This window comes from Corallococcus sp. CA047B (assembly GCF_003612065.1).
GTDB lineage: Bacteria > Myxococcota > Myxococcia > Myxococcales > Myxococcaceae > Corallococcus > Corallococcus praedator.
Genome location: NZ_RAWD01000280.1, coordinates 1 through 12,762, shown reverse-complemented (window position 1 = coordinate 12,762; position 12,762 = coordinate 1). Strand labels below are relative to the sequence as shown.

Annotated in this window: 11 protein-coding genes and 1 pseudogene; 2 read left to right on the top strand and 10 right to left on the bottom strand. The window is 70.0% G+C overall.

Going from position 1 to position 12,762, the window contains the following annotated elements:
- From D7X74_RS32065 to D7X74_RS32025, 9 genes and pseudogenes are all read right to left on the bottom strand, one after another.
- Positions 1-215 (bottom strand): annotated as a pseudogene (locus D7X74_RS32065) (glycoside hydrolase family 16 protein); the annotation flags it as partial.
- Positions 212-1,426, bottom strand: coding sequence for an ROK family transcriptional regulator (locus tag D7X74_RS32060; RefSeq protein WP_233595485.1), 1,215 nt, complete (start codon positions 1,424-1,426; stop codon positions 212-214). The gene D7X74_RS32060 and the pseudogene D7X74_RS32065, both read right to left, overlap by 4 nt.
- Before the next feature lie 65 nt (positions 1,427-1,491).
- Positions 1,492-2,280 (bottom strand): hypothetical protein, encoded by a 789-nt coding sequence (locus tag D7X74_RS32055; protein WP_120536817.1) that lies wholly within the window; start codon positions 2,278-2,280, stop codon positions 1,492-1,494.
- Positions 2,281-2,714: 434 nt separating this feature from the next.
- Entirely contained in the window at positions 2,715-3,080 is a 366-nt protein-coding gene (locus D7X74_RS32050) for a response regulator (protein WP_120536816.1), read from the bottom strand.
- A 2-nt stretch (positions 3,081-3,082) separates the two neighbouring features.
- Positions 3,083-4,645: an ATPase domain-containing protein gene (locus D7X74_RS32045; protein ID WP_120536815.1), complete on the bottom strand. Its 1,563-nt coding sequence runs from the start codon at positions 4,643-4,645 to the stop codon at positions 3,083-3,085.
- Positions 4,646-4,788: 143 nt separating this feature from the next.
- Positions 4,789-5,568, bottom strand: coding sequence for a 1-acyl-sn-glycerol-3-phosphate acyltransferase (locus D7X74_RS32040; RefSeq protein ID WP_120536814.1), 780 nt, complete (start codon positions 5,566-5,568; stop codon positions 4,789-4,791).
- Positions 5,569-5,597: 29 nt separating this feature from the next.
- On the bottom strand, positions 5,598-6,383 hold the full coding sequence (locus D7X74_RS32035; RefSeq protein ID WP_120536813.1) for an exodeoxyribonuclease III: 786 nt from the start codon (positions 6,381-6,383) through the stop codon (positions 5,598-5,600).
- An 85-nt stretch (positions 6,384-6,468) separates the two neighbouring features.
- A complete protein-coding gene (locus D7X74_RS32030) occupies positions 6,469-8,376 on the bottom strand; it encodes a lamin tail domain-containing protein (protein WP_120536812.1) in 1,908 nt (635 codons plus the stop codon).
- Between the two features lie 158 nt (positions 8,377-8,534).
- Positions 8,535-9,497: an alpha/beta fold hydrolase gene (locus D7X74_RS32025; protein WP_120536811.1), complete on the bottom strand. Its 963-nt coding sequence runs from the start codon at positions 9,495-9,497 to the stop codon at positions 8,535-8,537.
- Positions 9,498-9,638: 141 nt separating this feature from the next.
- Between D7X74_RS32025 and D7X74_RS32020 the strand changes: the two genes are divergently transcribed.
- Together D7X74_RS32020 and D7X74_RS32015 are read left to right on the top strand one after the other, a co-directional pair.
- Positions 9,639-10,427 carry a phytanoyl-CoA dioxygenase family protein gene (locus tag D7X74_RS32020; RefSeq protein WP_370450827.1) on the top strand — a complete coding sequence of 263 codons (789 nt, stop codon included), beginning with the start codon at positions 9,639-9,641 and terminating at the stop codon, positions 10,425-10,427.
- A 20-nt stretch (positions 10,428-10,447) separates the two neighbouring features.
- Positions 10,448-11,293, top strand: a complete 846-nt coding sequence (locus D7X74_RS32015; RefSeq protein WP_120536809.1) for a WbqC family protein — start codon at positions 10,448-10,450, stop codon at positions 11,291-11,293.
- Here the strand turns inward: D7X74_RS32015 and D7X74_RS32010 are convergent.
- On the bottom strand, positions 11,236-12,762 hold a 1,527-nt coding region (locus D7X74_RS32010), incomplete at its 5' end, for an ATPase (protein WP_120536808.1). The two genes, D7X74_RS32015 and D7X74_RS32010, sit on opposite strands and share 58 nt — an antisense overlap.

The window sequence follows — 12,762 nt, the reverse complement described above, 5'->3', positions numbered from 1 at the left end:
TCCCCGCCCACCTCCGGGCGCCAGCGCTCGCTCGCGGGCAGCGTGCCCGCGGGGCCGTCGAACTCGTCCTGCCAGACGAGCTCCCAGCCGGTGTCCGGAAGCACCGTGTCGGGCTTCGGCGTCTCCGGCTTGTTGACCACCCCGGCGGCGGGATCACACGACATCAGGCCCAGGCCAGACAGGGCCAGGGCGGCAAGAAGACGACGCGACGTCATGCGGACCTCCCGACGTTCTGCGTGGGAAACAGGGAGCGGTCCCGAAGGGCCGCCTGCAACACCAGGGTCGCCGCGCCCACGGCGATGGCCCGCTCCCCCAGCGCCGACGTGACGATGCGCGTCTCCGCCATGGACACGGACAGCGCGCGCTGGCGCACCGACGCGCGCAACGGGTCGAGCAGCATCTCGCCCACCGACGAAATCTCTCCGCCGAGCACCACGATGGCGGGGTTCAACAGGTTGAGCAGGCCGCCCACCGCGATGCCCAGGTACGCGCCCATGCCGTCGATGATCTGCTTCGCGGCGGCGTCACCCGCGCGGGCGCCGTCCACCAGGTCGCGCACCGTGGGGCCCTTGCGGCCCCGCGTTCCCATCAGCTCGCGGGCTCTCTCGGTGAGCGCCGTGGAGCCGATGAGGGTGACGAGGCAGCCGCGCAGACCGCACACGCAGAGCGGCCCGTTGGAGTCCACCGCGATGTGCCCGATTTCACCGGCCGTTCCGCCCGCGCCCCGGTACACGTCGCCGTGGATGATGTGGCCGGCACCGATACCGGTGGCCAGCTTGATGTACGTCAGGTCCTCGCCCCCGGAGCCCGCGCCCCAGAAGCACTCCGACAGCGCGCCGAGGTTCGCGTCGTTGTCCACGAACACCGGCATGTCGAAGGCCGTCTCGAACCACTCCTGCACGTCCACGTTCTTCCAGGCGGGCAGGATGAGGGGCGACATCTTTCCGGGCGACGCTGGGTGCACGGGGCTGGGCACCGCCACCCCCATGCCGACCACGGAGCGCCGGGGCACGCGTTCGGCGTCCAGGCACTCCTGCACCAGCTCCTTCGCCTTCTGCAGCGAGCCTTCCGGATCGCCGCGGACCGCGTGGCTCGCCTTGCTCTGCGTGCGCACGCGGCCGCGGAGGTCCGTGAGGACGACCGTGACGTGGGAGGCGCCCAGTTCGACGCCCACCAGGCTGAAGGCCTCGTCACAGAAGCCGATGAGCGTGGGACGGCGGCCCCCGCGGGAGACCCCGGCGCCAATGCTGCGCACCAGGCCCGCATGCTCCAGGTCCGCGACGATGGCGGAGACGGTCGACGGACTGAGCTCCGTGCGCCGGGCGATCTCCGCCCGGGAGATCTGACGCTCGCGCCAGATCATGTTCAGCAACAGGCCGCTGTTCTGCGCGCGCATGCCCGCCGCATCGACCGTCAACACCGCCATTCCCGCTTTCATCGTCCGCTCACGTTCTGTGTCTGGTGTGCGCGCCGTTCAGGCGCGGTGGGGCGTCAGTGCCAGTGGATGTCGTCGAGGAAGAAGACGGTCGGCACATCCTTGCCGCCCGCCGACCAACCGAAGCCACCCCCCACCTTGCCGTAATTGATGATGCTGATGTCGATGGTGTACTTCGTCGGCAGCGCGTTCAGGGTGATGTCACCCGTCTCGATCTTGAACTTGTCCTTGGATGCGGCGCCGCTGCCCACGAAGAAGCCGACCACCTCTCCGCCCGCCTGGCCCCAGGCGTAGAAGGACACCGACTTCGCGCCCGGAGGAACCTCGGCGCCGTCAAGCTCGCCCCAGTTGCCCTCGGGGAAGTGCCAGTAGACGCCGCCCCAGCCCTGAGCCTTCTTGGTCAGGGTGAACTTGTGGCAGACCCCCAGGCCCGTCCCAGGACGCGTCGCGGCGCAGGTGGGCTCGTCCGTGATGCCGTCGTTGTCACCCATGTAGCCACTGGCACCCCAGGTACCGTCCACCGCCAGGGGGAACGCCGACTGCGGACCTGCGTCCACCGTGCCCGCGTCCGTCTCCGTGCCGGCGTCGGTGGTGGTGCCCGCATCCGTCGTCGTGCCGGCGTCGGTGTTGGAGCCCGCGTCGGTGTTGGAGCCCGCGTCCGTGTTCGTGCCCGCGTCCGTGTTGGAGCCCGCGTCCGTGTTCGTGCCCGCGTCCGTCTTGGTGCCGGCGTCGGCCTGGGGCGTCGGCTTGTCCGTGTCCTCGGGATCACAGGCGCCAATGAGTCCCGCGACCGCGAAAACTCCGGCGGCCGCCCACGTCCACGCGAAACGCTTGTTGCGATTCATGCGATCCCCTCCTGGTTGTCTTGCTGGGATGACTTCGTTCTTACGGCGAAGAAATCAGTCGATGTTGGAAGTCGCCGTTCGCGTGCTGCGCCGCGTTACATCCGCCGCTGCGCGTCAGAGGGGGACACCCTCCCCTGCCACCCTGGGCTCCTGCTGCATGGAGCCATCCCGCGTCCCCGCTCATCGCGAACACATGCGAGTTCGTTCGATGGTCGAAGAAATACCAGCCCCCTTCACTGATTTGCAAGCGCGCGACGAAGCCATACACCCGGTAAACCGGGCTGGCGCGTCTGCCGCGCTGCGGCGTGTGAAGGGTTTTCAGCCGGCGGTGGGAATGTCCGCTGAGGCGGTCACGCGAGGGTGGAGCACGCGGTGCGCGCCCGCTTGCCTCGCGGTGGCTTGGACAGACGTCGCGCCTTCGAGGTGGCGCGAAACTAGTGCAGCGGAGGCCCGCCGATGATCTGGCGGACGATGGCGAGCAGCTGCTCGATGTCGAAGGGCTTGGGCAGGAAGCCCGCGCACGGCAGGTGCAGCCAGAACTCCGGCGGGCTGGCGCTCATCATCACCACCGGGACGTCGCGCAGGACCGGGTCGCGCTGCATGGCCTCCAGCACGCCGGGGCCGTTGAGCAGCGGCATCATGTAGTCCAGCAGCACCATCGACGGACGCTCGCGCGCCATCCGCTCCAGGGCCTCGCGGCCGTTGAGGGCCGTGGCGGTGCGGTAGCCCTCGTCCGACAACAGGTCGCGGACGGCCTCCACGATGCCAAACTCGTCGTCGACGATGAGGACGGGCCCCATGGTCAGGTCCCTCGGCGCTTGCGGACGTTCCGGGGTGGCTTCGGGAGGGCTGCCTTGGCCACCGCGCGCTTGCGGACGTTGCGGCTCGGCTTGGACAGGGGGGGGGTCTCCTGCGCGCGCGTGCGGGCAAGGCCTGTCATCAACATCTGGCCTTCCGCGAAGGGATTGCCCACCCGGAGTCCCTTGCCGGTGATGTGCAGCTCCCGCAGCGAGGGGTCGTAGTCGCTGTTGCGCACCTTCAGCACCGTGACGAAGCGGCGCAGCGCGGAGTGCAGCTCCGTCAGGCGCAGGAACAGGATGTTCTCCGCCACCATGGAGATGCCCTTGAGCGGGAACTTCACCTCCGGACCGAACGCGCTGGTGGACTCGGCGGTGTAGACCAGCGTCACCTCGCGCACCCGGCACTCGTTGACGAGCGCCGCCAGGAAGCGTGACACCCGGGCCTTGCGCGGAGAGGCGCGGCGCAGCGCCTCATAGCCATCCAGGAAGATGCGGCGCACCCGCCCGCTCCGGATGGAGGTCAGCAGCTCGGTGCCCAGCTTGTCGAGGATGTTCTCCGTGGGCGGCCGGAAGCTCACCTCCAGGTCGCCCCGCTCCAGCAACGGCTGCAGGTGCAGACCCACCCCCGCCGCCTGGGCGAGCATCCGCTCCGGTGCGTCATAGAAGGCGAAGTAGTGGCCAGGCTCCCCCCGCCGGGCGCCTTCCGCCAGGAAGCTCATGCCCAGCAGCGTCTTGCCGCTGCCCGGGGGGCCCAGGAGGATGGTGGTGGAGCCCGCGGGCACACCTCCCTGGAGCATCGTGTCCAGGCCGGGCACGCCGAAAGCAGCGCGCTCACGCGTCCCCGCGCCGGGCACCAGGTGACCGTCCACCATCGACTCCAGGCGGGGGTAGATGGTGAGGCCGTCACCGGTGATTTCAAAGCTGTGCGCCCCCATCTTGTAGGCGCTGCCCCGGAACTTGCGCACGCTCAACTCGCGCAGGGTGCGCACCCCGAAGATGCGCTGCTGGAGCAGCAGCAGGCCGTCCACCATGGTGTGTTCGGCGCGCAGGCCCTTGTCGCCCCCGGTGGTGAGCACCAGGGTGGTGCAGCCGATGAGGCTTGTCACGACCTGGAGGCCGTGGATGAACTTCTTGAGTGCCTGGCGCGACGGGGCCAGCTCCTCCGCGGCCAGCAGGCCGTCCAGCACGAGCAGCGAGGCCTTGTGCGCCTTGACCTCCTTGCGCACCAGGGCCGCGAGTGCGTCCAGCCCCCCCTGCTCCAGGATGGTGAAGGCGCTCAGGTAGCTGATGTTTCCGGGCACGCAGGCCGGATCGAAGAACGACAGCGTCTGGAGGTTGTTCACCAGGTCCGTGTGCGACTCGGCCAGGAGCGTCAGGTACAGCACGCGGCGACCCTCGGTCGCCTGATGGAAGCAGATCTGGTTGGCGAGGATGGTCTTCCCCGCGCCCGGAAGCCCCAGGACCATGTACATGCGGCCCTTGCGCAGGCCCCCGCAGAGCACCGTGTCCAGACCGGGGATGCCCGTGGCCAGCCGCTGTTCTTCCCGAGGACCCTCCGGACCCATCACGCTTCCTTCCTGGGCGCGGCGCGCCGGTCAGGGCCGTGGATGACGGTCCTCCGGACTCCATAGTCCAGCCCTGGCTGAAACGAACAACAATCTGGGAAGCGACCGATGCCCAACAACATGCCACCCGGCCCGCCGGTTGCTCACCGGGCGACGTGGGCGTCCGTCGCCGCGACGGGCGTCCCGCTTCCCGTCAGGGGCTTGAGCATCGCGCGCAGGGATTCAATCTGGGCGCGCGCCTGGTTCTTCAGCGTCTCCACGTCGTCCAGGGTCATCCCCTTCGTGGAGATGGGCGTGCCCACCGTCACCAGCCCGCGCGACGTGGCGAACCTCCACGAGTGCTTGGGCAGCGCGAGCCGCGTGCCGCTCACCGCCAGGGGCAGCACGTCCGCCTGCGCCTCGATGGCGAGCCGGAAGGCGCCGTCCTTGAAGGGCAGCAGGTCCTCCGTCTTGGAGCGCGTGCCCTCCGGGAAGATCATCACCGGCATCCCCTTGGCGAGCCACGCCTTGCAGCGCCCCATGGCGCCAGCGGCCGAGTCGCGATCGCCGCGCTCCACCGGGATGTCCCCCGCCATGCTCATCATCCAGCCCACCACGGGCACGCGGAAGAGGCTCTTCTTTCCCAGCCACTTCATCTCCCACGGCAGGTGGGAGATGAGGAATGGATCCGCGTTGGACTCGTGGTTGCTCACCACCACCGTGTTGGGCGCGATGCCGTTGGGAATCACGCCGTGCGTGCCGAAGCGCCAGAAGGGCGTGAGCTTCGCGGCGGTGAAGCCCACCAGCCGGAAGCAGCGCCCCGCCACCTGACGGCGCTTGTCGAACAGGGCGGTGAAGATGAACAGGGTGAGCTGGACAAAGAAGCCCACCAGGGCCACGAGGCCCACCTCGACCCAGGTCCAGATGGAGAGCAGTGCGTTCATGACGGGGGTCCCTTGAGCACGATGGGGTTTCAGGAGAGGACGGCCGGATCCAGGTCCACGCTCACCGGACAGTGATCCGACCCGTGGACGTCCGGATGCACCGCGGCCTTCCGCACGTAGCCGAGCGCCGCGGGGCTCGCCAGCACGTAGTCGATGCGCCAGCCGATGTTCTTCTCGCGCACGCCGGCGCGCTGGCTCCACCAGGAGTAGTGGCCGCCCGCGGGGTTGAAGTGGCGGAAGGTGTCCACCCAGCCTGAGCGGATCCACCGGTCGAACTCCTCGCGCTCCTCCGGGCGGAAGCCGCTGGTCTCGCGGTTCTCGCGCGGGCGCGCCAGGTCGATGTCGCGGTGCGCGGTGTTGAAGTCGCCCATCACGAGCACGCGCTCGCCGTCGCGCAGTGGCTTCTCCAGCCGCGCGAAGAGGCGTTGGTAGAAGTCCAGCTTGAAGGGGATGCGGCTCAGGTCCCGGTCCTTCCCGTTGCCGTTGGGGAAGTAGCCGTTGACCACGGTGAGCTTGCCGAAGCGGGCGAACTGGAGGCGGCCTTCCGCGTCCACGGCGGGCGCTCCCAGGAGGGTGTCCAGGGCGTCCGGCTCATGGCGGCTGAAGAGGCCCACGCCGCTGTAGCCGGGACGTTCCGCGGCCACGAAGTGGGTCTTCCAACGGCGGGGGGAGCGCACCTCCGCGGGAAGCTGCTCCACGCGGGCGCGCACCTCCTGCAACCCCACGATGTCCGCCCGGGCCTTGGACAGCCACGGGAGGAACCCCTTGCGGTGGATGGAGCGCAGACCGTTGACGTTCCAGGAGACGACTCGCACGCCCCCGCTTATGGCGAAAGCGCGCGGGTATTTCCAGCCCCCACCGTCCCTGGAAGGACGATGGGGGCCGGTCCTACTCAGTGCGTCACGGCTGTTCGGTGCCGCTCGCCCTGTTCTGCGGGCCACGCGTGGTACGGCTGATGAAGTCCGCGTTGTTCACGTTCGTGTCGTAGCCATTGCCCTTCGTCGCGTCCGCGCCACCCTCCATGGTGGCGGCGGAGGAGCCGGCGTTGGCCTTGCGCTCGAGGCTGCCGGCGGCGCCGGGCACGCTGCTGACGGGGCTCGCGCCTTCCGCGGAGTTCGCCGTGGCACCGTAGCCCAGCGTGTCCACCGCGTTCGCGTCGGAGATGGCGGTGGAGAGGTTGTTGGGGCCCACGCGCACGTGGCCCACGGTGGCGCTCATGGAGATGGTCCCGGCCCAGCTTGCGTCAGGGGTGACGGAGCCCGCGTAGCTGCCATTGGCCACCAGGTAGTAGCCGTGGGCCGCGATGCGGGCGTTCGCCGGCAGAATGAAGTTGCCGCTGTAGGTGGTACCCGTGGCGCTCTTGTACTGGATCCTCCAGCTACCGATGTTCACTTCCGCGTCCGTCGGGTTGTAGAGCTCGACGAACTCATCGTTCTGGCCACCCGGGCCCGCACCAGCGAACTCGCTGATGACGATGTGGTTCGTCGTGGGCTCGGAGGTGACCTTGGCCTGCGCGGACACCGACTGACCGCCGAGCGTGGCGACAACCGTGCCCGTCGAGCCGGAAGCGCCACCCGTGAGGGCGAACTTCGCGGAGATCTGGTTGGCCGGCACCGTCACCGACGCGGGCACCGTGCCCACGCCACCCGTCGTGGAGAGCGCGATGATCGTGTCCGTCGCGGGCGGCACGTCGAGCGTCACGGTCAGGTTGACCGTCTTGCCCGGGGCCACTTCCACCGTCTCCGGCGACAGGAACGCCAGCGAGGCGGCCTCGGTCTCACCGAGCACGCGCACCGTGGCGGCACGCGAGTCCGAGCCCAGCGTGGCCGTCAGCGTCGCCTTGGCGGAACCCGCCGCCGCGTTCGCCGTCACGATGACCGCCGCCGAACGAGCACCCGCCGGCACCACCACCTGGCCGTTGTTGGCCACGGTGACCGAGGGGCTGGACGAGGTGACCTGCACCAACACGGCCGTGTCGGCCGGGGCGCTCAGCGTCACTTCCAGGGACTCCGGAATCGTCTCACCCGTGGTGCCCGAGCGCGCGAAGGTCGCGGCCGGCTCCAGCGCGGTGAGCGTCACGGGGCTCGTGCCCGCGTCCGTCGTGCCGCCGTCCGTCTCCGTGCCAGCGTCCGGCGCGGGACCCGCGTCGGTGCCGCCGTCCGTCTCCGTGCCTGCGTCGACCGTGCCGGCGTCCGTCTCGGTGCCCGCGTCCGTCTCCGTGCCTGCATCCGGCCCGGGGCCCGCGTCGATGGCGCCGCCATCCGTCTCGGTGCCCGCGTCCGTCTCAGTGCCCGCGTCCGTCGTCGTACCGGCGTCCGTCTCGGTGCCCGCGTCAACCGTGCCGGCGTCCGTCTCGGTGCCCGCGTCCGTCTCGGTGCCCGCATCCGTCGTCGTACCCGCGTCCGTCTCGGTGCCCGCGTCCGTCGTCGTTCCGGCATCCGTCGTCGTGCCAGCGTCGACCGTGCCGGCGTCCGTCTCCGTGCCCGCGTCGACCGTGCCCGCGTCCGTCTCCGTGCCCGCGTCCGTCTCCGTGCCGGCGTCCGTCGTCGTGCCCGCGTCCGTCTCCGTGCCCGCGTCCGTCACCGTGCCTGCGTCGGTCTCGGTGCCCGCATCGACCGTCGGGGTCGTGATCTGGCAGCTGTTGTTGCAGCGATCGCCTTCGGTGCGATTGCCGTCGTCACACGCTTCACCGCTCTCGACGATGCCGTTGCCGCAGACAGGGTCCTTCGGATCATCACCACCGCACGCGGACAACAACAACAGCACCGCTGACAAAGGGACCAGCAAGTGCCGGAAAGACAAGGACATGGAGACTCCGTGTTGAGTACAGAGCCTCCTAAAAACCACAAAATTACAGGAGGACGCAAATCCACCCGGGCACTTTCGGAGCCCGTTTTCTTGACGACGCGGGCCATCGGTTTCCCAAAACCCGACAACCCTGGAGGGGGGCCATCCTGGGGGTTGGATCAGCCCCGGATCACGGGGGGTTGCACGGAGGCCGGCGCTTCCAGCCCGTGGACCAGGAGGAAGCACCGGACGGCCTCGGAGATCTCCGTTCCGGCCTCCAGCAGGCCCGCGTGGCCGGCGTCGTCCACCTGGAGCCATTCGGCCTGAGGCAGCGCGCGGTGCAGCCGCTGGACCTCGCTCAGCGGCACGAGCACGTCATCGCGCGCGGCGATGATCAACACGGGCACGCTCACGGTGGACACGACGTCCCAGGCGTGGCCCTCGGTGAGGCCGCGCAGGGTGTGCCAGTAGGCGTGGGGGCTCATGCGGTAGAGCGCGTCCAGGAACTCGGCGATGTCCTCGCGCGGCGCCCGGGCGCGCAGCGCGCCCACGGCCCGGGCCAGCGGATCCGCGAAGCGGCTGGCGATGACGGCCTTCACCGCGGGCGCGACCACGGGCACCCAGGGCGTACCGGCCCGCAGCATCTGGCGCGTGGCGGACAGCGCCAGCCGCGAACCCCAACGGGGATCCGCCGAGCCCGGCACCCCGGGCGTCCCCGCGATGAGCGTCATGGACGGCACCAACTCCGGGCGGCGTCGGTACAGTTCCAGCAGGATGCGCACCCCCATGGAGAAGGCGATGTGGTGCGGCGGCCGGCCGTTGCCACGCGCAATCGTCTCCTCAGTGACGCGCTCCAGGTCGTCCACGTGCACCTTCACGCGGTAGTCGCCGTCGCGTGACTCGTCGCTGCCGCCGTGCCCCCGGTAGTCCCAGTGCACCACGCGGTGGTCCTGCTCCAGGTTGGTGACGATGTGGCGCCAGAAGTTCTCCGACGTCCCGATGCCATTGGTCAGCAGCACCGGCGGCCGGCCCGCGAGCACCCGGTCCCGCTCCGCGTCCGGCAGGCCCGCGTCGTGGTGGTGGACCGCCACCCGGGTGCCATCCGGGGCGGTGACGAAGTGGGTCGAGCGGCGGTAGGACATTCCCGCCCACCATGCGACCGGGCAGGCCCGCGTGCAAGGGTCGCCAGCCCCTCCCCCGCTCCGAAGCCGCCCTGCCACCCCGAGTCCGCGAGGCTGGACGTGGGCCCGCCTCCGGGAGATCGTGCCCCGCGAATGATCAGCATGGAGGCACAGGGACTGGACGTGGCGGCGGCGCTCGCCCACTACGAGGCGCACGGCTTCGCCCGCCTGGGCCGCGTGCTGGACGACGCGGGCGTGGAGGCCCTGCGCGAACGGGCGGACGACCTGATGCTCGGCCGGGTGGTGTACCCGGGCCTGTTCTTCCAGCCGGACGCCCCCAGCGGCCGCTACGAGGACGCGCCCCTGGGCCTGGGCTGGCAGGGTCCGTCCCTGGACTACCGCAAGCTGGAGAAGCTGGAGAAGGATCCGCGCTTCCTCGCGTGGCTGGAGAACCCGCTGTTCGAGCGGATCGCCCGGGCCCGCATCCCCGGCGACATCGTCCTGTACCGCGCCATCCTCTTCCACAAGGGCCCGGCGGGCGGCAGCAACCTGCCCTTCCACCAGGACGGCGGGAAGCTGTGGGGCCTCACGCGGGAGCCCGACCTGCAGATCTGGACCGCGCTGGACGACGCGCCGGAGGGCGGCGGCTGCCTGGAGGTCGTCCCCGGCAGCCACCGGGCGGGGCTGGTGACGGCGCTGGGGGGCGTGATTCCCCCTGACCGCGTGGCGGCCGAGGATGCCGAAGCGCACGTGGTCCCCCTGCCGGTGCGCGCCGGCGAGGCGCTGCTCGTCCACAACCACGTGTGGCACCGCTCCGGAAGGGGCCGGCCCGGGCAGCGGCGGCGCGCGTTCTCCGCCTGCTACATGAGCGCGGACACCACCTGCGTGCGCAAGAAGAAGGCCCCGCGCGTCTTTCCGCCGGTGTTCCGTCACCCGGTGCGCGGCGGCTGAAAGGCCCTATCATCCGGAGCGTGTCCGGACACCCGGGAGTCCTTGTCGCCGAGCAGCCCCACTACCTGCCGTGGGTGGACTTCTACGAGCAGGTGGCCCGCGCCGGCACGCTGGTGGTGCTGGACGACGTGCAGTGGCTGCGTCGCGGCTGGCAGCGCCGCACGCGCGTCGCCCTGCCCCTGGGCGTGCCCACGCCGCCGCCCACCGAGCCGGGCTTCCAGTGGATGTCCATTCCGCTGGAGGATCCGCACCGCGACACGCGCATCCGCGACCTGTCGGTGGACACGCGCCAGCCGTGGGCGCGCAAGCACCTTCAAACGCTGGTGACGCTCTACGGCGGACGCCCCTTCTTCCGCGCGCAGGTGCTGCCGCGCCTGGAGCCCTTCTACGACGCGGCGGCGCGCGAGTCCGGGCCGGGGTCGCTCCTGCGCGTGCTGCTGTCCAGCATGGCGCTCTTCTACGAACCGCTGGGCCTCGCACCGAACCTCGTGTGCGCGTCCACGCTGGAGCGCCGGGGCGAGGACAAGACGCAGCGGCTGGTGGAGTACTGCCTGCAGACGGGGGCGCACACGTACTACTCGGGGACGGGCTCCACGCTGTACCTGAAGCCGGAGCGCTTCCGCGCGGTGGACGTGCGTCTGTTGTGGCAGCGCTTCCGCCACCCTGACTACGCGCAGGGACGCGAGGGCCGCTTCGTGACGGGGCTGTCGGTGGTGGACGTGCTGGCCAACGTGCCGCTGGAGACGGTGCGCACGTGGCTTCAGCCGTCGCCGTGGGGGCCGTTCGCGGGGAACGGCCCCCAGCCGCTTCAGCGGGCCGACGCGGAGGTGGGCCCGGACGCGGGCTTGTCGAAGCGCACGAAGTAGCTGCGCACGGCGGCATCCAGCAGCGCGGGGTCCAGGCGCGGATTGCTGCCCTGGTAGTTGGCCATGTCGATGACTTGATCCAACAGGTCGCGAGGCTGGCACGCGGCGAAGGGCCGGTGGTTCGGGCGGTAGTGCTCGTCGATGAGGTAGTCGATGGCGCGCGCGTCGTAGGGCACGCCGCGCTTCTTGCACATCATCTGGAAGATCTCGTGGAACTGCTCTTCGTCCGGGCGCTGCACCTCCAGCTTGTAGCGGACGCGGCGCAGGAAGGCGTCGTCCACGAGGTCGCTGGGGTCCAGGTTGGTGGAGAAGGCGGCGAACACGTCGAAGGGCACCTGGAGCTTCTTGCCGGTGTGCAGCGTGAGGATGTCCACGTCGCTCTCCAGCGGGACGATCCACCGGTTGAGCAGGTCCTTGGGGGACACCTTCTGGCGGCCGAAGTCGTCGATGAGGAGCATGCCGTTGCTCGCCTTCATCTGGAACGGGGCCTCGTAGTACTTCACCTCCGGCGTGTAGACGAGGTCGAGCATCTCCAGCGTCAATTCGCCGCCCACCACCACCAGCGGACGGCGGCAGCGCACCCAGCGGCGATCGTACGAAGGCGCGCCGGGTTCGTCCTCCACCGCCTTGTGGATGTTGGCGTCGAACATCTTCACGACGAAGTCGTCGATGAGCAGCGCGTGGGGGATGAAGATGTCCCCCTCGTAGCAGTTCACCATGCCCTGGCAGATGGCCGTCTTGCCGTTGCCGGGAGGGCCGTAGAAGAAGATGGCGCGGCCGGAGTTCATCGCCGGACCGATGCCGTCGAAGATGTAGTCGCGGATGATGAGGTCGCCGAACTTGTCCTGCATCCGGCTGCGCGTGATGCGGTTGCCGCGCACGGTCTGCTGCTTCACGGCGGCGACCCATTCGTTGAAGGGCACGGGCGCCGGACCGTTGTAGCGGTTGCGGTCCAGGATCTGCCGCAGCACGTCCGTCACGAACGTGGTGAGCTGGTAGATCATCGTGGAGCGGCCCACGCCGGAGCCGCCACCGCCGCGGATGTCGATGTACTTCTGCCGGCGCAGGCCCTCGATGATCTCATCCACCAGCGTGGTGGGCAGTTGCAGGCGGGCGGCCACGTCCATGCCGCGCATCTCGCCGGCGAAGAAGATGGCCTTGAGGACCAGCTCCTCCACGAACGTCGCGTTGAGACCACACTCCTGGAGGTTGCGCGGCTGCGTGGGCCAGAAGCGGTTGGCGGCCGGAGACTCCCCTCCGTCACGACGGGAGCCGCGACGGTCCGGGCCGGAATACGCCTGGGGAGGCGCGCTGCCACGTCGGTCCGGGCCGCTGTAGGCCTGTTGCGAGCCCCCTCCGCGACGGTCCGCCGCCGAGCCTCGCCGCTCTGAATCTCCCTGCGAGGGACCACCGCGACGGTCCGCCTCCGCCGGGGGCGCGGAGGACGCCCGCCGCTCGGGGTCCGGGGA